Annotated in this window: 20 protein-coding genes; 9 read left to right on the forward strand and 11 right to left on the reverse strand. The window is 65.2% G+C overall.

What is annotated here, in order from left to right; genetic code table 11:
* Nucleotides 1–5: 5 nt before the first annotated feature.
* The 4 genes from CK220_RS06260 to CK220_RS06275 are packed head-to-tail and all read left to right on the forward strand — an operon-like array spanning nt 6 to nt 3,722.
* Entirely contained in the window at nt 6–710 is a 705-nt protein-coding gene (locus CK220_RS06260; protein WP_095810668.1) for a CerR family C-terminal domain-containing protein, read from the forward strand.
* Nucleotides 707–1,660, forward strand: a complete 954-nt coding sequence (locus tag CK220_RS06265) for an HlyD family efflux transporter periplasmic adaptor subunit (RefSeq protein WP_095776791.1) — start codon at nt 707–709, stop codon at nt 1,658–1,660. The genes CK220_RS06260 and CK220_RS06265 overlap by 4 nt, the downstream gene beginning before the upstream one ends.
* Nucleotides 1,657–2,577 carry an ABC transporter ATP-binding protein gene (locus CK220_RS06270; RefSeq protein ID WP_095810669.1) on the forward strand — a complete coding sequence of 307 codons (921 nt, stop codon included), beginning with the start codon at nt 1,657–1,659 and terminating at the stop codon, nt 2,575–2,577. The genes CK220_RS06265 and CK220_RS06270 overlap by 4 nt, the downstream gene beginning before the upstream one ends.
* Before the next feature lie 8 nt (nt 2,578–2,585).
* Nucleotides 2,586–3,722, forward strand: a complete 1,137-nt coding sequence (locus CK220_RS06275; protein WP_095810761.1) for an ABC transporter permease — start codon at nt 2,586–2,588, stop codon at nt 3,720–3,722.
* Between the two features lie 15 nt (nt 3,723–3,737).
* Here CK220_RS06275 and CK220_RS06280 read toward each other — a convergent pair whose 3' ends face one another.
* Complete coding sequence (locus CK220_RS06280) at nt 3,738–4,718, reverse strand: threonine/serine dehydratase (RefSeq protein ID WP_095810670.1); 981 nt, start codon at nt 4,716–4,718, stop codon at nt 3,738–3,740.
* Nucleotides 4,719–4,954: 236 nt separating this feature from the next.
* Nucleotides 4,955–5,278, reverse strand: a complete 324-nt coding sequence (locus CK220_RS06285; protein WP_095810762.1) for a hypothetical protein — start codon at nt 5,276–5,278, stop codon at nt 4,955–4,957.
* 172 nt (nt 5,279–5,450) lie between these two features.
* Here CK220_RS06285 and mbfA point away from each other — a divergent pair, with 172 nt between their 5' ends.
* Nucleotides 5,451–6,434, forward strand: coding sequence for an iron exporter MbfA (gene mbfA, locus CK220_RS06290; RefSeq protein ID WP_095810671.1), 984 nt, complete (start codon nt 5,451–5,453; stop codon nt 6,432–6,434).
* A 35-nt stretch (nt 6,435–6,469) separates the two neighbouring features.
* Here the strand turns inward: mbfA and CK220_RS06295 are convergent, their stop codons facing one another.
* Together CK220_RS06295 and CK220_RS06300 are read right to left on the reverse strand one after the other, a co-directional pair.
* A complete protein-coding gene (locus CK220_RS06295) occupies nt 6,470–6,814 on the reverse strand; it encodes an antibiotic biosynthesis monooxygenase (protein WP_095810672.1) in 345 nt (114 codons plus the stop codon).
* Nucleotides 6,811–7,179 carry an NIPSNAP family protein gene (locus CK220_RS06300; RefSeq protein ID WP_095810673.1) on the reverse strand — a complete coding sequence of 123 codons (369 nt, stop codon included), beginning with the start codon at nt 7,177–7,179 and terminating at the stop codon, nt 6,811–6,813. Before CK220_RS06300 ends, CK220_RS06295 begins: the two co-directional genes overlap by 4 nt.
* A gap of 185 nt (nt 7,180–7,364) precedes the next feature.
* Here CK220_RS06300 and CK220_RS06305 point away from each other — a divergent pair, with 185 nt between their 5' ends.
* Entirely contained in the window at nt 7,365–8,039 is a 675-nt protein-coding gene (locus CK220_RS06305; protein WP_095810674.1) for a winged helix-turn-helix domain-containing protein, read from the forward strand.
* Between the two features lie 24 nt (nt 8,040–8,063).
* On the opposite strand, the gene ligD is transcribed toward CK220_RS06305, so the two are convergent.
* Nucleotides 8,064–10,577 carry a DNA ligase D gene (gene ligD / locus CK220_RS06310; protein ID WP_095810675.1) on the reverse strand — a complete coding sequence of 838 codons (2,514 nt, stop codon included), beginning with the start codon at nt 10,575–10,577 and terminating at the stop codon, nt 8,064–8,066.
* 154 nt (nt 10,578–10,731) lie between these two features.
* Nucleotides 10,732–11,238, reverse strand: a complete 507-nt coding sequence (locus tag CK220_RS06315) for a ferritin-like domain-containing protein (RefSeq protein ID WP_067003177.1) — start codon at nt 11,236–11,238, stop codon at nt 10,732–10,734.
* 397 nt (nt 11,239–11,635) lie between these two features.
* On the opposite strand from CK220_RS06315, the gene CK220_RS06320 reads away from it, so the two are divergent.
* Nucleotides 11,636–11,782 carry a hypothetical protein gene (locus CK220_RS06320; RefSeq protein WP_082980733.1) on the forward strand — a complete coding sequence of 49 codons (147 nt, stop codon included), beginning with the start codon at nt 11,636–11,638 and terminating at the stop codon, nt 11,780–11,782.
* A gap of 262 nt (nt 11,783–12,044) precedes the next feature.
* Here CK220_RS06320 and CK220_RS06325 read toward each other — a convergent pair whose 3' ends face one another.
* From CK220_RS06325 to CK220_RS06340, 3 genes are all read right to left on the reverse strand, one after another.
* Nucleotides 12,045–12,422, reverse strand: coding sequence for a DUF1850 domain-containing protein (locus CK220_RS06325; protein WP_095810676.1), 378 nt, complete (start codon nt 12,420–12,422; stop codon nt 12,045–12,047).
* Nucleotides 12,419–14,545, reverse strand: coding sequence for a TRAP transporter permease (locus CK220_RS06330; RefSeq protein WP_095810677.1), 2,127 nt, complete (start codon nt 14,543–14,545; stop codon nt 12,419–12,421). Before CK220_RS06330 ends, CK220_RS06325 begins: the two co-directional genes overlap by 4 nt.
* Nucleotides 14,546–14,772: 227 nt before the next feature.
* Nucleotides 14,773–15,732, reverse strand: a complete 960-nt coding sequence (locus CK220_RS06340) for a TAXI family TRAP transporter solute-binding subunit (protein WP_095810679.1) — start codon at nt 15,730–15,732, stop codon at nt 14,773–14,775.
* A 309-nt stretch (nt 15,733–16,041) separates the two neighbouring features.
* Here CK220_RS06340 and CK220_RS06345 point away from each other — a divergent pair, with 309 nt between their 5' ends.
* Both CK220_RS06345 and CK220_RS06350 read left to right on the forward strand, forming a co-directional pair.
* Nucleotides 16,042–16,404: a YciI family protein gene (locus tag CK220_RS06345; RefSeq protein ID WP_095810763.1), complete on the forward strand. Its 363-nt coding sequence runs from the start codon at nt 16,042–16,044 to the stop codon at nt 16,402–16,404.
* A gap of 4 nt (nt 16,405–16,408) precedes the next feature.
* Entirely contained in the window at nt 16,409–17,656 is a 1,248-nt protein-coding gene (locus tag CK220_RS06350; RefSeq protein WP_095810680.1) for a DUF6596 domain-containing protein, read from the forward strand.
* Nucleotides 17,657–17,678: 22 nt separating this feature from the next.
* Here the strand turns inward: CK220_RS06350 and CK220_RS06355 are convergent, their stop codons facing one another.
* Together CK220_RS06355 and cysK are read right to left on the reverse strand one after the other, a co-directional pair.
* Nucleotides 17,679–18,308, reverse strand: coding sequence for a glutathione S-transferase family protein (locus CK220_RS06355; protein ID WP_095810681.1), 630 nt, complete (start codon nt 18,306–18,308; stop codon nt 17,679–17,681).
* 145 nt (nt 18,309–18,453) lie between these two features.
* Nucleotides 18,454–19,434, reverse strand: a complete 981-nt coding sequence (gene cysK, locus CK220_RS06360) for a cysteine synthase A (protein ID WP_095810682.1) — start codon at nt 19,432–19,434, stop codon at nt 18,454–18,456.
* Nucleotides 19,435–19,462: the final 28 nt, after the last annotated feature.

Raw genomic sequence — 19,462 nt, forward strand, 5'->3', positions numbered from 1 at the left:
AAAGGATGAGCAAACAAGCGCACCCAAAAAGGGCCCCACGCGAAACCTCTCCCGCCGATCAAACGCGCGCAGCGCTGGTGCAGGCCGCGCTCAAGCTGTTCGGCCGGCAGGGCTTCGACGGCACCTCGACTCGCGAGATCGCGGCCGAGGCCAAGGCCAATATCGGCTCCATCGCCTATCATTTCGGCGGCAAGGAGGGGCTGCGCGCCGCCGCCGCCGACTTCATCGTCGAGACCATCCAGGGTATCGCCGGTCAGGCGCTCGGCGCACCCCAGGCGGGGGCTCCTTCGAGCCCCGAAGCCGCGCGGGCGCAACTCTTTGCCGCGCTGGCGCGGATGGTCGGCTTTGTCGTGGCAAGTCCCCAGGCCGGCGAGATCGTACAATTCGTACTGCGCGAGCTCTCGCATCCGACGGCGGCGCTCGATCGCATTTATGCCGGCGTGTTCGAACCGACGCATCGGCGGCTGTGCCAGATCTGGGAGCAGGCGACCGGCGAACCGGCCGAGAGCGAGGCCACCAGGCTCACCGTGTTCACCATCATCGGGCAGGTCATCTATTTCCGCATCGGACGTGAGGCGGTGATGCGCAGGATGGGCTGGCGCGAGATCGGCGACACGGAGGCCGCCAAGGTGGTGGCGGTCGCGACCGCCAACCTCAGGGCAATGCTGGCGGCGCGCGATGCAGCCGCCGACAGGAAGGTCAAATCATGAGCTTACTGTGTTCGCTGCCGCTCGCGGCCCAGCTGTTCGGCGCCTGCGCGCCGGCCGCGCCGCTGGCCGTCGGCTATGTCGAAGGCGAATATGTGCTGCTGGCGCCGATCGAAGTCGCGCAGGTCGAGACCGTGACGGTCAAGCGCGGCGACCGTGTCGAGCCGGGCGCGCCGGTGGTGACGCTCGAAAGCGCCGACGCCAAGATCGCCGTGGCGCAAGCCCAGGCCGCGCTCGCCCAAGCGCAGGCGCAGCTTGCCGACCTCAAGGTGGGCAAGCGGCCGGAAGAGATCGCCGTGCTCAAGGCGCAGGTGGACATGGCGAAGGCGCAGGCCGCCGACGCCAAGCGCAAATATGACCGCGCCAGCGATCTCTACAAGCGCGGCACCGGCACCCAGGCCGACTACGACACCGCCTCGGCTTCGCTGGAGACCGCCAACGCGCAGGTCGGCCAGGCGGAGGCCAACCTTGCCGTCGGCGGCCTGCCGGCGCGGGCCGAAACGATCAGGGCGGCCGAGAACCAGGTCAAGCAGGCGCAATCGGAATTGGGGCAGGCCGAGTGGCGACTGTCCAAGCGCGTGCTGGCGGCGCCCTCGCCCGGCCGCATCGACGACGTGATCCGCAATCCCGGCGATACGGCCGGACCGACCGCGCCTGTGATCTCGATGCTGCCCGACGGCGCGGTAAAGCTCAGCGTCTATGTGCCGGAGACCGCCTTCTCCTCGGTCAAGGTCGGCACGCTGCTCAGCGTCCGTTGCGACGGCTGCGGGCCGGATTTGAAGGCACGCGTCAGCTATGTGTCGCCCGATCCCGAGTTCACCCCCCCGGTGATCTACTCGCTCGAGAACCGGCAGAAGCTGGTCTATCTCGTCGAGGCGCGGCCGGAGGGCGATGCCCATCCGCTGCAGCCCGGCCAGATCGTCGATGTCGACCTGGCGGATATCGGCAGATGAACGTCATCGACGTCCGCGGGCTGGTCAAGCGCTTCGGCGACAAGACCGTCGTCGACCATGTGACGATGACGGTCGCCGAGGGCGAGATCGTCGGCTTCCTCGGACCGAACGGCTCGGGCAAGACGACGACCATCCGCATTATGTGCGGACTTTTGACGCCGGATGCGGGCGAGGGCACGGTGCTCGGCTTCGACATTCTTAGCGACGCGCTCAAGATCAAACGCGAAGTCGGCTACATGACGCAGAAATTCTCGTTCTACGAGGATCTGACGATCGGCGAGAATCTCGAATTCGTGGCGCGGCTCTACCAAATGAAACCGGTCGAGGAGTATGTCTCGCAAACATTGCAGGAGCTCGGCCTGACCACGCGCCGCAACCAACTCGCCGGCACGCTTTCCGGCGGCTGGAAGCAGCGGCTGGCACTCGCTGCCTGCATCATGCACAAGCCGAAGCTGCTGCTGCTCGACGAGCCGACGGCTGGCGTCGACCCGAAGGCGCGGCGCGAGTTCTGGGACGAGATCCACCGCCTGGCCAGCGGCGGGCTCACCGTGCTGGTCTCCACCCACTACATGGACGAGGCCGAGCGCTGCCACCGCATCAGCTACATCTCCTATGGCAAGATGCTGGCCACCGGCACCGTGGACGAGGTGGTGAGGAATGCCGGCCTGACCACCTTCGTGTTGCAGGGACCGCGGCTCGACCGCGTGGCCGAGGCGCTGCAGGGGCGTCCGGGCGTCGACCAGGTGGCGCCCTTCGGCGCCACGCTGCATATCGTCGGCTCCGACAAGGCAGCACTCGAAAAGGCGCTCGCCGATGTCGAGAAGGAGCACAAGGGCGTGACGGCGACGCCCGGCGAGACCAGCCTGGAAGATGTCTTCATCCAGTTCATGTCCGGCTCGAAGGACAACATGGCATGAGAGATGGCGTGAGAGCGATCTTTTCCTTCGCGAGACTCGGCGCGCTGCTGATCAAGGAATTCATCCAGATGCGGCGCGACCGCATCACCTTCGCCATGATGCTGGGCGTGCCGCTGATACAGCTGGTGCTGTTCGGCTACGCCATCAACAACGACCCGAAGAGCCTGCCGGCTGCACTCGTCGCGACCAGCAGCGATCCCTACACGCGGGCAATGGTTTCGGCGCTGCAGACCACCGGCTACTATCGCTTCGACCATGTGACGCAAAGTGCGTCGCAAGCCGAATTCCTGATGTCGCGCGGCGATGTCGCCTTCGTCGTCACCATCCCGGCCGATTTCGCGCGGCGGGTGGAGCGCGGCGACAATCCGCAGATCCTGATCGAGGCCGACGCCACCGATCCGGCGGTGGCCAGCGGCGCCATCTCGACGCTGAGCACCGTCGCCGGCCAGGCGCTGCTGAGAGCGCAAGGCATGCAGGAAGCGGCGAAGGAGGCGGCGCGCGGCCAACTCGATGTCGTCGTGCACCGGCGCTACAATCCGGAAGGCATCTCGCAATACAACATCGTTCCCGGCCTGCTCGGCGTCATCCTGCAGATGACGATGGTGATGATGACCTCGATCGCGCTGACGCGCGAGACCGAGCGCGGCACCATGGAAAACCTTTTGGCCATGCCGTCCAGCCCGCTCGAGATCATGCTGGGCAAGGTGCTGCCTTACCTGGTGGTCGGCGCGGTACAGGTGGTGGTGGTGCTGGCGGCGGCGAAGCTTCTGTTTGCGATTCCCTTCATGGGATCGCTGTCGCTCTTGCTGTCGGCGGTGCTGGTGTTCGTGCTGGCGCTGGTGCTGCTTGGCTACACGATCTCCACGATCGCGCGCACCCAGATGCAGGCGCTGCAACTCACATTCTTCTTCTTCCTGCCCTCGATCATGCTGTCGGGCTTCATGTTCCCCTATCGCGGCATGCCGGGCTGGGCGCAGATCCTTGGCGAGATCTTTCCGCTGACGCATTTTTTGCGCATCACCCGCGCCGTCATGCTGAAGAGCGCGGAACTGCCGGCTGTGGCAACCGAGATCGGCTGGCTCGTGGTGTTCGTGGCGTTGTTTGCCGGCGTTGCGCTGGTGCGGTTCCGGCGGACGCTGGATTGAGCCGCGACTGACTTATCAGGCCGCCGCCGCCATGATCTCCGCGTAGGTTCCGAAATCGACATTGCCGCCGGAGAGCACCACCGCCACGCATTTGCCGGCGAGGTCGATCTCGCCGGAGGCGAGCGCGGCCAGCGCGACGCAGCCGCCGGGCTCGACCACCAGCTTCAGGTACGCCATGGCGTCGCGCATGGCTTGCGCCGTTGCCTTGTCGGAGACGGCGACGGCGCCGGCGAGGTTCTTGCGGTTGATCTCGAAGGTGATGGCGCCGGGCTTGGCGGTCAGGATCGCATCGCAAATAGAGGTGTGGCCGGGCTGGTTCGAGACCCGCTCACCCTTGGCGAGCGAGCGGCGCGTGTCGTCGAAATGCTCCGGCTCGACTGCCCAGACTTGCGTCTGTGCCGAGGCGTCCTTCACAGCGACGGAAATGCCGCTCGAGAGCCCGCCGCCGCCGCAGGGCACGACCACCGCATCGAGGCTGACGCCCAGCGCCTTTGCCTGGCGCATCAACTCCAGCCCGATCGTGCCCTGGCCGGCAATGATGGCCGGATCGTCGAAAGGCGGCACCAGCGCCATTCCCTTTTCGATATAGGGGCGAACGATCGTCATGCGATCGTCCTTGAAGCGGTCGAACGGCACCACCTCGGCGCCCATCTTGCGTACATTGCCGACCTTGAGCGCCGGCGCGTCCGCGGGCATGGCAATGACCGCCCTGACGCCGAACATGGCGGCCGAAGCGGCGACGCCCTGCGCGTGATTGCCGGAAGAAAAGGCGACGGCGCCGCGGCTGCGCTCTTCTTCGCTCAAGCACGACAATTTGTTGTAAGCGCCGCGGATCTTGAAGGAGCCGGTGCGCTGCAGCGTCTCCGGCTTGAACAGGATGCGGGCGCCATAGCGCTTGTTGAGTTCCGGCGATTCGATCAGCGGCGTTTCGACGATCAACCCGGAAAGCCTGGCGGCAGCGGCGTGGATGTCGGAGATGCCGGGTGGGGTGGTCATGGGCGTGGGCCTCCGAGGATCGGTTCCCTATGCTGCACGGAAAAGGCCGTAGCGCGCCAACGAAAAAATGTGATGGAGACAATGTTGCTCGGCAGTCTTGGCGAGTTGGCGTTCCTTCGCGCCCCCCTCTGTCCTGCCGGACATCTCCCCCACAAGGGGGGAGATCAGCCGTCACCTCGGCTTTCGCAGAGGGGGGCGCTGTCCCGCCGGCATTGCACAAGTTGCAGCCAACCGCCTCACCCCAGCAGCGCCCGCGTCCTCTTCTTCCCACCCAGCTTGCGCCAGCCGTTGAAACGATGTGTGGCGGCAGCGAAGGAGATCTTCATCTGCTGCGCGACCGTATAGCGCGACTTGCCGTCGTCGAACATGCGGTAGCAGCATTCGACGCCTTCCTCGGTCAGCTTGCCGTCCGGCGTCTTGTTGTGCGGATTGGCCGGGTCGAATTTTTCGGCCTGCTGCTCGATCAGGCCTTTGAGACGCTGCAGGTCGGCCTCGATGCTGGTGATGAGATCGAGAACAGGCTTTGGATCGAATGCGTGCGGGGACTTCTTGTCCGTCATCCCGTGTGTTTCCTTCATTTTTTGCTGATGCGTCCTATATAGGTGAACATTCGGCAATAATGAAGGATGCGCCATCGGTTCGATGAATTCTGCTTGTCCCGCGGCATTCGTGATTGACCCTCGAAGCTGGAATCCCTAGTTTAGAATCGTTCTAATCTAGGGTGATTTCCTCATGCTTTCCCGTGTTTTCGGCTTTGGCCGCCGCTCTTTCGATTCGTTGTCGGAGCAGGAGATCCTGGCGCTGGCGATTTCGTCGGAGGAGGACGACGGGCGCATTTACCGGGCCTATGCCGACGGGCTGGCACAAGAGTTTCCGCAATCGGCCAAGGTGTTCGAGGCCATGGCGGAGGAGGAAGACGGCCACCGCGATTCCCTCATCGAGCTTCACCGCAGACGTTTCGGCGAGCGCATCCCGCTGATCCGGCGCGAGCATGTGAGAGGCTACTACGAACGCAAGCCCGACTGGCTGGTGCGGCCGCTCGGCATCGAGCATGTGCGCCGTCAGGCCGAGGATATGGAGCGGCAGGCTTATCGCTTCTATGTCGAGGCGGCCAGGCGCACCACCGATGCGTCGACCCGAAAGCTGCTCGACGAACTGGCGGCGGCGGAACTCGGGCACGAGAACTCCGCGCAGGAGCTCGAGCAGGAGCACGTCCCGGGCGAGGTGAAGGAGGAGGAAGCGACGACCGAGCAGCGCCAGTTCATCCTCACCTATGTGCAGCCGGGGCTGGCCGGGCTCATGGACGGGTCGGTGTCGACCCTGGCGCCGATCTTCGCCGCCGCCTTCGCCACGCATGCAACCTTCCAGACCTTCCTCGTCGGCCTCGCCGCCTCGATCGGCGCCGGCATCTCGATGGGCTTCACCGAGGTGGCCTCCGACGACGGCAAGCTGTCCGGGCGCGGCTCGCCGGTGAAACGGGGGCTCACCGTCGGCATCATGACGACGCTGGGCGGACTCGGCCACGCGCTGCCCTATCTCATTCCCTATTTCTGGACGGCAACGATCGTTGCCGCGATCGTCGTGTTCTTCGAACTGTGGGCGATCGCCTTCATCCAGAACCGCTACATGCAGACGCCGTTCTGGCGCGCCGCCTTCCAGGTGGTGCTGGGCGGCGCGCTGGTGTTCGGGGCGGGTGTGCTGATCGGCAATGCGTAGTTTTCCTTCCCTCTTTTTTGGGGGAAGGTGGAGTTTCACCCATTTACGGCCCTACTATCCTGCGGCGCCTCCGCCCGTTCCTCCATCCCATAGTCGCGCACAACATGGGCGATGCGCAGCCGATAGCCGGCAAAGATGCCGCCGCGCCCCGCCTTCTGCGCCTGCCGGTGCTCCTCGGTGTTGCGCCAGGCCTTGACCGCTTCCTCGTCGCGCCAGAAGGACAGCGAGAGCACGCGCTTCGGATCGGTAAGGCTTTGGAAGCGCTCGACCGAGATGAAGCCGTCGATGCCTTCCAGCAGCGGCTTAAGCTCCGCGGCGATGCCGAGATAGGCGTCACGTTTGCCTTCCGCCGCCTCAACTTCGAAGATGACGGCGATCATGCCTCTATCCCTTCTTTGACCGTCACGACGGTGCGAAAGAGCTGCCTCGGGCCATGCGGTGCCGACACCAGCTTCAGGAAGATCCGGTCTTCCTTGAGGATGAATTTCTCGCGCCGCGCGAACTCGTAGTTTGCCCTGCCGGCCGGGTCGGCGGCAAGCCGCGCGCGGTAGGCTTCGTAGGCAGCGAGGCTGTCGATGCTGTAGGCCGCGTAAGCCGTGGTGGCCGAACCCTCATGCGGCGCGAAATAGCCGATCAGCTCAGCGCCGCAGCGCGGAATGGCCTGGCCCCAGGCGCGCGCATATTGCTCGAACGCCGCCTTGCCGAAAGGGTCGATCTCGTAGCGGATGAAGCAGGTGATGGTCATTTCGGTCTCCTCTTCGATTGGCTTACTGGGTCGGTTGGCTTGCTGGCGACGACGGTTCGACCACGGTCGAAGCATCGCTTCACTGGCTGTGCTAGGCATTCTCTGTCAGGAGCGTTTGCCGGGCACCTTGAGCTCGCCCGAGAATAGTGCTTCCCTCACGGGGATGCTTCGATGAGGATCGAACTATGCGCGAAGGACCCGATATCGCCCGCATCGCCAGCCTGGTCGGCGACCCGGCCCGCGCCAACATGCTCAACGCGCTGATGGGCGGCACGGCACTGATCGCATCGGAACTGGCGCTGGAAGCCGGCGTATCGCTGCCCACCGCGTCCTCGCATCTCTCCAAGCTGATGGATGGCGGGCTGCTGACGCTGGCGAGCCAGGGCCGGCATCGCTACTACGGCCTCGCCGGCCCGCAGGTGGCGGGCATGATCGAGGCGATCATCGGCGTCGCCGAGGCGGTCGGCCCGAAGCGGGTGCGGCCCGGCCCGCGCGATGCGGCCATGCGCGTGGCGCGCGTGTGCTATGACCATCTTGCCGGCGAGCAGGCGGTGGCGATGCTCGACAGTCTGGTCGACAGGAAGCTGCTGTTGCGCGAGGAGAACGAGATCAGGCTGTCGCCGTCAGCCATTTCGCATTTCGCCGCGCTCGGCATTGAGATCGACGACAAGGCCAGGCGGCCGGTCTGCCGCGCCTGCCTCGACTGGAGCGTGCGACGCTCGCATCTGGCCGGCGCGCTGGGCGCCGCCATCCTCGACAAGGTCATCGCCGAGAAATGGGCGAGGCGCGAGAAGGACAGCCGTGCCGTGGTGTTCTCACCCAAGGGCAAGCAGGAATTCGAGAGGGTGTTTCTGGCGTGACGGACTGGCCGGCTCGGCTGCTCGCTAACCTCGCTTGAGCGGTTTGCCCAGCTTGAAGAAATCCGACCACGGGTCGGCCTTCTTCAGCTGCTTAAGCGTCGTGGCGTCGCCGAGCGGAAACGCGTTGGGCGGCAAGCCCTTTTCGATCTCCGGCCAGGTCACCGGCATCGACACCGTGGCGCCCTTCTTGGCGCGCGAGGAATAGGGCGCGACCGTGGTCGCGCCGCGGCCGTTGCGCAGGTAGTCGACGAAGATCTTGCCGGTGCGCGCCTTCTTCGACAGCGTCGCCGTGTAGCGATCGGGCGAGGCCTGCTCCAGGGCGCGGGCGAAATCATGGGCGAAGTCCTTCACCTCGTCCCATTCGGCCGAGGGCTTCAGCGGCACCAGCACGTGATAGCCCTTGCCGCCAGACGTCTTGACCAGGGTCGGCAGCGACAGATCGTTCAGCCTGGCTCGAATATCGAGGGCGGCGGCACGCACCGCCTCGACCCCGATGCCCTCGTCCGGATCGAGGTCGAAGATGATCTGGTCCGGCCTTTCCAGTTCGTCGACGGTCGAGCCCCAGATATGCACCTCGACGACGCCGTATTGGACAAGGGCTGCAAGCCCGTCGAAATCCCTGATGAACAAGATCTCCTCGCCGTCGGTCGGATCGTTCATCCTGGCGATCTTGTCGCTCATGCCCGGTGAGGCATGTTTTTGGAAGAAGCGCTGGCCGTGGATGCCGTCGGGCGCGCGCACAAGGCTGAGCGGCCGGTTGACGACGAAGGCTTCGATGCGCGGCCAGACCAGGGCGTAGTGATCGAGGAGATCCTGCTTGGAGACCTTTTCATCGGGCCACAGCAGCTTGTCGGGATGCGACAGCTTCACCGAGGTCTTCGCCGTTCCGGCCGAGGTTTTCGGCGCGGTCTTGCCGCTGCTCGCCTTTGCACCGCTTTCCGTCTTGCCGTCGGCTTGCTTCGGCTTTTCCTGCACCACGTCCTCCGCCGGCTTGTCCTCGCGCAGTCCCTGGAACGAGGCGTGGCGGATTATATGGTCGGATGTCCAGCTGCGGAACTCCACTTCGCCGACAAGCTCGGGCTTGACCCAGACGAGGCCCTTGCCCTTCGGCACCGCGGCAGAAAAAGGCGATTTCGTCGCCTTGAGGCTGTCGAGCTTTTTCTTCAGGTCCGCAGCCACCTTGCCGGAAAAGCCGGTGCCGACGCGGCCGGCATAGTTGAGCTTGCCGCCTTCATGATAGCCGACCAGCAGCGAGCGCAGGCCGCGCCCGGTTTTGTCCGAGGGCAAGTAACCGCCGATGACGAATTCCTGGCGCAGCGTGCATTTCGATTTGATCCAGGCGAGCCCGCGCCCGCTGCGATAGGGCGCGTCGGCGCGCTTCGACACCACGCCCTCGAGACCCATGCGGCAGACATGCTGCAGCATGACGCTGCCGGGTTCCGCAAAATGATCGCTAAAGCGGACGGCGGATTGCTCGGACCGCTCGCCGAGCAATTCGGCCAGCGCCTGCTTGCGCTCGACCAGCGGCTCCCGGCGAAGGTCCTCGCCATTGAGCCGCATTAGGTCGAAGACGTAGTAGATGAAGCGGTCGGTGCGGCCGGCCGAGAGATCCGCTTGCAGCATCGCGAAGGAGGACACGCCGCTGTCGGCCAACACGACGATCTCACCGTCGATGATGGCGTCGCGGCATTTCAGTCCGGCAAGTTCGGCCACGACCGGACCTTCGAACTTCTTCGTCCAGTCAAGCCCGGTGCGGGTCAGCAGCCGGACATCGCTCCCGGCGATCTGCGCCTGCATGCGGTAGCCGTCGAACTTCACCTCATGCACCCATTCCTCGCCGGAAGGCGCATTCTTTTCGAGCGTCGCCAGCTGCGGCTCGACGAATTCGAGGCGTGCAGACTTTGCCTTGCCTGCAGCCGGCTTGTTGGAATGCCAGACCCTTGGTTTGGCGCCCTTGGCCGTCTTGCCTTCGCCGATCTCCTCGATCGTCAAGCCCGACTTTACCGATTGCGGCGCCTCTACAAGTATGTCTTCACCAGGGCGGGCGGCGACATCGTTGGATTTGATCAGCAGCCAGTTGTCGCGCTTTTCGCGCGGGCGCGGCTTCAGCCTGACCAGATGCCAGCGGCCGTTGAGCTTCTGGCCTTCGAGCTCGAAGTCGATATGGCCTTTCTTCATCCCCTTGGCCGGGTCGCCGTCGGGAATCCACCGGCCTTCGTCCCAGACGAGGACGGAACCGCCGCCATACTCGCCTTTCGGAATGGTGCCCTCGAAAGAGGCATAGTCGATCGGGTGGTCCTCGACATGCACCGCCAGCCGCCTCTCGTGCGGGTCGAGACTCGGTCCGCGCGTGACCGCCCAGCTCCACAGCACGCCTTCATGCTCGAGCCGAAAGTCATAGTGAAGCCGCGTCGCGGCATGCTTCTGGACAACGAAGATGCCGCCGCCGTCGCCCTTCTTGCGGGGCGCGAGCTTGCCGGCCGGCTCGGAGGTTTTCCGGAAATCGCGCTTGGCGTGATATTGCTCGAGGCCGGCCATGACATCGTGCTCCTATGCGGATCTGCGCCTGGACGTAGACGCCACGGCGACCTCCTTGGCATGCGGGTGCCACCGCAACGGCCAAGGCTCCGCTTCGGTTCCGGGCATGCGAAAGGCCGGCGGTTCCCCGCCGGCCGTTCGGGCTCACGACTAGCTATTCGGCAGCCTGCAGGTTGACCTTGCTTTCCGCGATCTCGGTGAGCTTGCGGTCGGTCGCCTCTTCTTCCTTGAGGTTCTTGGCCAACACATTGGCGCAGTCGCTGCGGCCGAGCTGCTTGGCCCAGGCGATCAGCGTGCCGTAGCGCGTTATCTCGTAGTGCTCGACGGCCTGGGCCGAGGCGATCAGTGCGGCATCGAGGACTTCCTTGTCCTCCACGTCGCCGCTCACGTCGTCAGCCTCCTCGAGAATGCCGTCGATGGCGGGGCAGTTGACGGTCTTGGCCTTGACGCCATGCAGCTCGAACACCTGCTCGACCCGTTCGATATGGCCCTTGGTCTGCGCGAGATGCTTCTCGAAACCGGCTTTCAATTGCGAATCCGTCGCCTTGTCGATCATCTTCGGCAGCGATTTCTCGATCTGCTTTTCGGCATAGTAGATGTCGCGCAGCGTGTGGACGAAGAGGTCGTCCAGCGTCTTGATGTCCTTCGAAAAGAAACCCATGGCGGTTGCCTTCCATGTCTGGTGTTGTCCGGAAGTTGCGCGGCCGGTCCGCCGCCAACGCGGCCGGGTTCGGGCCCGGCCTTGATCGATCAACGTCAGCGCGCAGGGCAAGTTCCTGCCGCCGGACGACGCCGGAAGGAAATTTCAAGCCGCCCGCGGTGCCTGAAACAGAAGCGCGCCCAAGCGACATTCAGACGAAACATATGTGATGCAAAAGTCACACGAGCCGAAAACGCGGCAAAAGGCATCGAAAGACCGCGAATCAGCCGCATTCCAGCCACGATGCAACGCGTTTCGGACCAGAAATTAACATCGCGTTCACCGACTATTCACGCCTCAAGGCTACGATCCTCGCAATTCGGAAGGGACATCCGAAAACGGGACAGGGACAGGGAAAATGAACTTCTGGAATCACATCGCCGGCTATGCCGCCGCCATCCGCGAATTCGTCGCGCCGACCTATCGGCCCGAGCGCTATTACATGCGCGGCCCGGGCCCGGCCTGCGCACGGCGCGGCAACTCGCTCGGCATCGGCACGCACTGACCACGATGTTCGACAGCCGCCACAACAGCCGGATCTGCAAGCCGGCCGCAGACACCCGCGCCACGACCTATCGTGACGAGCGCCCCGCCGTCGCCGACGGCAGGCGTGCGACAACGCCGCGACTTTGACGCGGCCGCCGGCTGGCTTGGTGCCTTGAGGCACGAGCAGCCGGGGCCGACTGACCGACCTGCCCGAAGCCTTCTCTTTTCATCATCACGGACAGCCTCGCCCCGGCGCTCGCTCTGGCGGGCGTGTTGCCCTGCTATCGCGACTGGCCCTGGTCCTCGCAAGGTTCGAGCACGGTCGGTTCTCCCTCTGCCTTGCCCAGTTCCCGGCAACCCTTGGCCGTGCACAAGGTCCAGCCCTCCCCGGTTGCGCCGGATGCCGCGAGCACCAGCCGCGGCTGTGGCCCGATCCGTGGCGCAAAGACCCACCAGCCGTCCTGCAGCACCGAGCCCTCGGGCGGCTCCATGCCGGCGCCGGAGCCCTTTATGCGCGCTTCGACGACGCGCAGACCTGCCGGCGTCACCTTCCAATCCTCCTGCCAGCGCGTCCGTTCCACCGAATGCGTCCAGGACAAGGTAAAGGCGGCAACGGCAAGCGTCACCGTCTTGCCGGCTCCGAGAATGCACAGGCTCATGCAGGGCCGGCCGCGGATGCCTGGCGCGCGCGCCAGCAGTGCCAGCCGATCCAGAGCAGCGCTATGGCCCAGCCGGTTTCGTCGGTGAGCGGCAGCGCCGCCACCAGCAGCACGCCGGCGGCAAAGGCGACCAAGCGCTCCCACCAGGCCATGCGGCGGGCGAGGAAGCCGACGGCGGCGGCGCCCCAGAGCACGATGCCCATGCAGGCCTTGACGACGATGTAGGCAACCTCGACCGGGTAGCCGAACGAAGCGGCGATCGGGCCCGCATCCTGCAGCATCAGCGCCGGCGTGTAGACGGCCATGAACGGCACGACGAAGCCGGCAATGGCGAGCTTGGTCGCCTGGATGCCGATCTTCAGCCCGCTTTCCCTGGCCATCGGCGCCGCGGCGAAGGCGGCAAGCGCCACCGGTGGGGTGAGATCGGCCATGATGCCGAAATAGAAGACGAACATGTGGCTGACGATGAGCGGCACGCCGAGCGACAGCAGCGCCGGGCCGGCGAGCGAGGAGGTGATGATGTAGTTGGGGATGGTGGGGATGCCCATGCCGAGCACCAGGCAGGTGATCATGGTGAGCACCAGCGACAGGAACAGATTGTTCTCGCCGATGGAGATGATCCAGCCGATGAAGGTCGAAGCGATGCCGGTCAGCGTCAGCGTGCCGATGACGATGCCGACGATGGCGCAGGCGATGCCGACCGGGAGCGCGTTCTTCGCCCCTTCGGCAAGCGATTCGACACAGATGCGCAGCGTCTCGCGGCCGCCCTTGAAGGTGACGCAGGCGGCGACGAGCGCCGCGATGACGAGGCCGAGGATGTTGACGCCGAAGCGCATGAAGGAGGCGGCGGCAAGTCCGAGCGCCAGCCAGAAGACGACGCGGAAGGCGAACGGTCCGATCAGGGCCGCCAGCGGCGTGCCGAGGATCAGCACGATGGTTAGTGCCAGGCCCATGGTGCCGGCGAAGATCGGCGTGTAGCCGGCGAAGAGCAGGTAGACCAGCACGGCAAGCGGCAGCACCAGCGGCCAGTGCTGCCGCACCGCGTCCCAGGGATTGGGCAGCTCGCCCTTGGCCATGCCGCGCAGACCGGCCTTGCCCGCCTCCAGATGCACCTGCCAGAAACAGGCGCCGAAATAGAGCAGCGCCGGAATGATCGCCGCCTTCACCACCTCGGCGTAAGGGATGTTCAGCGTCTCGGCCATGATGAAGGCGACCGCGCCCATCACCGGCGGCATGATCTGGCCGCCCATCGAGGAGGTCGCCTCGACGGCGCCGGCAAAGGCCGAGCGGAAGCCGAAGCGTTTCATCAGCGGAATGGTGAACTGGCCGCTCGCTACGACATTGGCGACACCCGAACCGGAGATGGTGCCCATCAGCGCCGAGGAGAGCACGCAGACCTGCGCCGGGCCGCCGCGCCAGGAGCCGACAAGGCCAAGCGCGAAATCGTTGAACAGCGCGATCATGCCGGCGCGTTCGAGAAAGGCGGCGAAGACGACGAAGATGAAGATGTAGGCGGCCGAAACATAGACCGGCGTGCCGTAGATGCCTTCGGTGCCGAAGGCGAAGGTGTCGACCAACTGGGCGAAATCATAGCCGCGATGGATGAAGGGCGGCGGCAGATGATTGCCGACGAAGCAATAGGCGAGGAAGATGAAGGCGATCACCGCGAGCGGCAACCCCATCAGCCGCCTTGCCGCTTCGAAAACGAGCACCACCAGTAGCGTGCCGACGATCAGGTCCGGCGTGGTGAGGAAGCCGGAGCGGCGGATAAGATCGGTGTAGAACACCCAGTTGTAGAGGCCGGTGGCGAAGCCCAGCACGCCAAGCGTCCAGAACACTGTTTTGGCCGGTATGCTCGTGGCGCGCAGATTGGCGATCAGGCCGAAGCCGAGCAGCAGCAGAAAGCCGACATGCATGGCCCGCACCACCTGGCTGGGCAGGCTGCCATAGGCGGCGATGTAGATCTGGAAGACCGAGAAGGCGACGGCAATCAGGAAGGCCGCCTTGCCGGCGATGCCGTTGCCGAAGCCCGGCGGCAGGCCCTCGACCTGTTCTTCGGCGACAGGGAGATGAAAAGTGGTCGAATTGCCGTCGGTCGTTGTTCCAGACGTTGCTTCGCTCATCGAACGCGCTCCAAAGCGAGCGAATTGTAGCGCGAGGCGCCGCCCTCTGCCCTGCCGGGCATCTCCCCCTCAAGGGGAGAGATTGGCCATCGCGACAGCCTTCGCCAATCGCCGACGTTGCAGGACGACGGCCAACACCGACGCTGCTGATCTCCCACCTCGAGGGGGAGATGGCCGGCAAGGGGAGTGCTTGGCGAAGACATAGCAGATTGCCGACGCATCCTCGCTTACTTGATGAGCCCTTTTTCCTTGTAATATTTCTCCGCGCCGGGATGCAGCGGCACCGGCATGCCGTCCAGCGCCTTGGCCGGATCGATCGCCTTGGCGGCGGCATGGGCGGCGGCGAGCTGGTCGAGATGCTCGAACATCAGCTTGGTCATCTGATAGGCGGTCTCGTCGGAAACATCGGCCCGGGTGACGAGGAAATTGCCGACCGCGGCGGTGGCGACGTCTTCGGTCTGGCCCTCATAGGTGCCCTTGGGAATAACGACCGAAAGATAGGGCGAGCCGATCTTGGCGACCTCCTCGGCCGGCACGGCGACGACATTGATCGGCAGCGAGGTGGCGAGGTCGCGAATCGAGGCGACGCCGAGGCCCGCCGACTGCAGCGTGGCGTCGAGCTGCCGGTTCTTGATCAACTCGACCGACTCGGCGAATGGCAGGTACTCGATCCGTCCGAGATCCTCATATTTCAGCCCGGCGGCGGCGAAGATGGCGCGGGCGTTGAGCTCGGTGCCGGAGGCGGGCGCGCCGACCGACAGGCTCTTGCCCTTGAGGTCGGCAAGCGTCTTGATGCCGGACTCCTTGCTGGCGACGATCTGGATATAGTTGGGATAGATGGCGGCGATGCCGCGCAGCTTGTCGAGCTTGCCGGGGAAGCCGGCCTCGGTGTTGCCTTCGGCGGCGAGCTTGACGGAATCGCCGAGCGCGAAGGCGATCTCGCCCTTGCCCTGCTGCAGCAGGTTGAGGTTCTCGACCGACGCCTTGGTTGCCTGCACCTGGGTGCGGGCGCCTTGGATGCCCTTGCCGTAGATCTCCGACAGCGCGACGCCGAGCGGATAATAGACACCCGACGTGCCGCCGGTCAGCACGTTGATGAATTCCTGTGCCCCAGCCGACATGGCGCCGAGGCCGAGCGACAATGCCAAAGCGCCGGCGGCAACAAATTTCGTCCTGAAATTGAGCATTATGCTTTCCTCCTCCTGAAATGGTCGCGCCGCCTCCGCTCGGCGCGAAGCTAGGAGTTTAGACAGGAGGCGCCAAATGCCAACCCGCAATTGCAGACCCTTCTGTTTGACCATGATCTTTTTCCAAAAACCGGAATCCACCTTTTGGGATCATGGTCTAGACGAACGGTTGAGGGGTGCAGAAAGCGCCGGCTTGCGCTCGATTGCTTTGGGGACGAAAGATTTCCGCGGCGCCTGTCGAAATCGGCCGTGGCCGCACGACATAGGTCGGCCCGCGACAACGCGGCCTTCGAGAAAACGGAGAAGACCATGCGATACATGCTTTTGATCTACAATGACGAAGCGGCAATGGCGAATGCGCCGCGCGACAAGACCGAACAGACGCTTGCAGCCTACGGTGCCTATACCGAAGCCCTGAAGAAATCCGGCGCGTACCTCGCCGGCGAAAGGTTGCGCCCAACCCAGGCGGCCACTTCGATACGGCTCGCCGACGGCAAGACCAATGTGCTCGACGGCCCCTACGCCGACACCAAGGAACAGCTTGCCGGCTTCTACATGATCGAAGCGACCGACATCGACACCGCGATGGAATGGGGTGCGCGCTGTCCGGCAGCCAGCACCGGCACGGTCGAGGTGCGGCCGATCTGGGAAATGACCGACTACCTGTCCTAGCAATATGGACAAGCGCCCGGAGACGGCGCGGGCGGCGGCCGAGGCGGCCGCCCGGCAGAGCTACGGCAAGCTGGTCGCCTATCTCGCGGCCCGCATGCGCGATGTTGCCGGCGCCGAGGACGCGCTGGCCGACGCGTTCGCCGCCGCGCTGGAGCGCTGGCCGAAGAGCGGCGTGCCCGAAAAGCCGGAGGCCTGGCTGCTGGCGGTGGCGCGCCGCCGCGACGTCGACGCCGTGCGGCGCCGACTGACCGGCGAGGCGGCCCGCGACCACCTGCAGCTGATTGCCGAAGAGGCGGAGGCGCGCATGACGAATGAGGATCTGCCCGACGAGCGGCTGAGGCTGATGTTTGCCTGCGCACATCCGGCGATCGAGGCCAGCGTACGCGCGCCGCTGATCCTGCAGACCGTGCTGGGCTTCGACGCCGCAACCATCGCCTCGGCCTTTCTGGTCTCGCCGACGACGATGGGCCAGCGCCTGGTGCGCGCCAAGAGCCGCATCCGCGAGGCCGGCATCCCCTTCAGGGTACCGGAGCGGGCCGAGCTCGGCGAGCGGCTCGAGGCGGTGCTGGAGGCGATTTACGCCACCTTCGCCGAGGGCTGGTCGGATCCGGCCGGCACCGAGACGCGCCGACGCAACCTGGCCACGGAAGGCATCTGGCTCGGCCGGCTGGTCGCGTCGCTGATTCCGGACGAGCCGGAAACGCTCGGGCTCCTGGCGCTGATGCTTTTCGCCGACGCCCGGCGCTTGGCGCGGCGCAGCCCCGACGGCGATTTCGTGCCGCTCGCGGAGCAGGACATCGCGCTTTGGGACGACAAGCTGATCGACGAGGCGGAAGCGCTGCTCAGGCGCGCCGCGATCAGGGGAACCATCGGCCGCTACCAATTGGAGGCTGCGGTGCAGTCGGCGCACACTGCAAGACGGCGGAGCGGCCGCACCGACTGGACCGCGATCCGTCAGCTTTACGACGCGCTGATGGCGATTGCCGGCTCGCCGGTGGTGGCGATCAACCGCGCCGTGGCGATCGCCGAAGCCGAGGGCGCTGCCGAGGGTCTTGCCGCGCTCGACGAGATCGGCAGCGACAAGCGGCTTGGCGAATACCAGCCTTACTGGGCGGCGCGGGCGGAGCTCTCAGCCCGGCTCGGCAAGACAGCCGAGGCCGCCGAGGCCTATGATCGGGCGATCGGACTCGAGCGCGATCCGGCCTTGCGCCGTTTCCTGCAGGCCGAGCGGGGGAAGCTAGTCCGCAACTGAGACGAGACGCCAGTTCTGGCAATTACTCCTGCGGCCACATCTCATGAGAAAGGTTCAGCTTCCGCATGATCGTATGCCGGCGCAACTTGCCCCACAGCCGTTCGATGTTGGGCCAGACCACGCGAGCGCCCTTGGTGTCGGGATGCCAGGCCACCAGCATCACGAGATAGATGTCGGCAAGCGAAAGTTCCTCACCGGCCAGCCACTCACGGCCGGCGAGCGCGCTGTCGACGATGGCAAAGCCGCGCTCCATTTCGGCGATAGCTGCCTCCTTCACCGCCTGCACGGTGTCGGCGTCGGCGGTGTAACGGTGGGCATAATAGAGCCTCAGGATCGCGGGATAGAGCGCCGACGACATGAAGGCCATCCAGCGCAGGAAATCGGCGCGGGCCGGCGAGCCAGCTAGCGGCGCCAGATGCGCTTCTGGATGACGCTCGGCGAGCAGGATGCAGATCGCCGCCGATTCGGTCATCGAGCGGCCGTCGGGCAACGTCAGCGCCGGCACCTGGTTCAACGGGCTGATGGCGAGGAAAGCAGGATCGGGCGGATCCTTCTTCGGCACGTCGATCTGCTGGAAAGGCGCGCCGGCCATGGCCAGGGCCGCCTCGACGACGAAGCCACCGCTGCCGGGGCGCGTGTAAAGCTTGTACATAAAATCCTCCCGCCGGCCGATTCGAGGCCGGCGGCGATTTGAACCGGAAGCAACTGCCGGCTCAAGCGAGAGGCTGGCGCTGCCAACGCCTTTTTTCAGCGGTCCAGCGGCGCTTCGTGATGGCCAGGCCGATTCCTGGACTGCCCTACGCCCCCAGTCCGTCGAACAGGATTGTCGAAAGATAGCGCTCGGCGAAGGACGGGATGACGACGACGAGGTTCTTGCCCTTGTTTTCCGGCCGCGAGCCGACGACGATCGCCGCCTGCAGCGCAGCACCCGACGAGATGCCGACCGGCACCCCTTCGAGGCGCGCGACGAGGCGTGCATTGGCGACCGAATCCTCGTTCGAGACCCTGACGATCTCGTCATAGATCGTGGTGTCGAGGATCTTGGGAGCGAAGCCGGCGCCGATGCCTTGAATCTTGTGCGGGCCGGGCTGGCCACCGGAGAGCACCGGCGAGGCTTCCGGCTCGACCGCGACGACTTGCAGCGAGGGCTTGCGCTTCTTCAGCACCTGGCCGACGCCGGTGATGGTGCCGCCGGTGCCGATGCCGGCGACGAAGATGTCGACCTCGCCATTGGTGTCGTTCCAAACCTCCTCTGCCGTGGTGCGGCGGTGGATTTCCGGATTGGCCGGATTCTCGAACTGCTGCGGGATGATGGCGTTGGGCAGCGTCGCGGCAAGCTCGTCGGCCTTGGCGATGGCGCCCTTCATGCCTTTCGGCCCTTCGGTGAGGACCAATTCGGCGCCGAGCAGCGCCAGCATCTTGCGACGTTCGACCGACATCGTCTCCGGCATGGTGAGAATCAGCTTGTAACCCTTGGCGGCGGCGGCGAAGGCCAGCGCGATGCCGGTGTTGCCGGAGGTCGGCTCGATCAGCGTGGTCTTGCCGGGCGCAATCTTGCCAGCCTCCTCCAGCGCCTCGATCATCGAGACGCCGATGCGGTCCTTGACCGAGGCGATCGGGTTGAAGAATTCGAGCTTGGCCATCACGTTGGCGACGATGCCCTTCTCCTTGGCGAATTTATCCAGCCGCACCAGCGGCGTGTCTCCAATCGTCTCGGTGATCGAGTTGAAGATGCGGCCGCGGCCGGGGACGCGCGCGGAGGTGACGGGCTTGTTCATTGGTTTCGCTCCCAAGGCAAAGGCATAG

Origin of the sequence: Mesorhizobium sp. WSM3860, from assembly GCF_002294995.1 — a bacterium.
Taxonomy (GTDB): domain Bacteria; phylum Pseudomonadota; class Alphaproteobacteria; order Rhizobiales; family Rhizobiaceae; genus Mesorhizobium.

Coding starts and splice junctions, on each gene's coding strand:
- CK220_RS06260 (WP_095810668.1), top strand. CDS start 6: ATGAGCAAACAAGCGCACCCAAAAAGGGCCCCACGCGAAACCTCTCCC.
- CK220_RS06265 (WP_095776791.1), top strand. CDS start 707: ATGAGCTTACTGTGTTCGCTGCCGCTCGCGGCCCAGCTGTTCGGCGCC.
- CK220_RS06270 (WP_095810669.1), top strand. CDS start 1,657: ATGAACGTCATCGACGTCCGCGGGCTGGTCAAGCGCTTCGGCGACAAG.
- CK220_RS06280 (WP_095810670.1), bottom strand. CDS start 4,718: ATGACCACCCCACCCGGCATCTCCGACATCCACGCCGCTGCCGCCAGG.
- CK220_RS06285 (WP_095810762.1), bottom strand. CDS start 5,278: ATGACGGACAAGAAGTCCCCGCACGCATTCGATCCAAAGCCTGTTCTC.
- mbfA (WP_095810671.1), top strand. CDS start 5,451: ATGCTTTCCCGTGTTTTCGGCTTTGGCCGCCGCTCTTTCGATTCGTTG.
- CK220_RS06295 (WP_095810672.1), bottom strand. CDS start 6,814: ATGATCGCCGTCATCTTCGAAGTTGAGGCGGCGGAAGGCAAACGTGAC.
- CK220_RS06300 (WP_095810673.1), bottom strand. CDS start 7,179: ATGACCATCACCTGCTTCATCCGCTACGAGATCGACCCTTTCGGCAAG.
- CK220_RS06305 (WP_095810674.1), top strand. CDS start 7,365: ATGCGCGAAGGACCCGATATCGCCCGCATCGCCAGCCTGGTCGGCGAC.
- ligD (WP_095810675.1), bottom strand. CDS start 10,577: ATGGCCGGCCTCGAGCAATATCACGCCAAGCGCGATTTCCGGAAAACC.
- CK220_RS06315 (WP_067003177.1), bottom strand. CDS start 11,238: ATGGGTTTCTTTTCGAAGGACATCAAGACGCTGGACGACCTCTTCGTC.
- CK220_RS06320 (WP_082980733.1), top strand. CDS start 11,636: ATGAACTTCTGGAATCACATCGCCGGCTATGCCGCCGCCATCCGCGAA.
- CK220_RS06325 (WP_095810676.1), bottom strand. CDS start 12,422: ATGAGCCTGTGCATTCTCGGAGCCGGCAAGACGGTGACGCTTGCCGTT.
- CK220_RS06330 (WP_095810677.1), bottom strand. CDS start 14,545: ATGAGCGAAGCAACGTCTGGAACAACGACCGACGGCAATTCGACCACT.
- CK220_RS06340 (WP_095810679.1), bottom strand. CDS start 15,732: ATGCTCAATTTCAGGACGAAATTTGTTGCCGCCGGCGCTTTGGCATTG.
- CK220_RS06345 (WP_095810763.1), top strand. CDS start 16,042: ATGCGATACATGCTTTTGATCTACAATGACGAAGCGGCAATGGCGAAT.
- CK220_RS06350 (WP_095810680.1), top strand. CDS start 16,409: ATGGACAAGCGCCCGGAGACGGCGCGGGCGGCGGCCGAGGCGGCCGCC.
- CK220_RS06355 (WP_095810681.1), bottom strand. CDS start 18,308: ATGTACAAGCTTTACACGCGCCCCGGCAGCGGTGGCTTCGTCGTCGAG.
- cysK (WP_095810682.1), bottom strand. CDS start 19,434: ATGAACAAGCCCGTCACCTCCGCGCGCGTCCCCGGCCGCGGCCGCATC.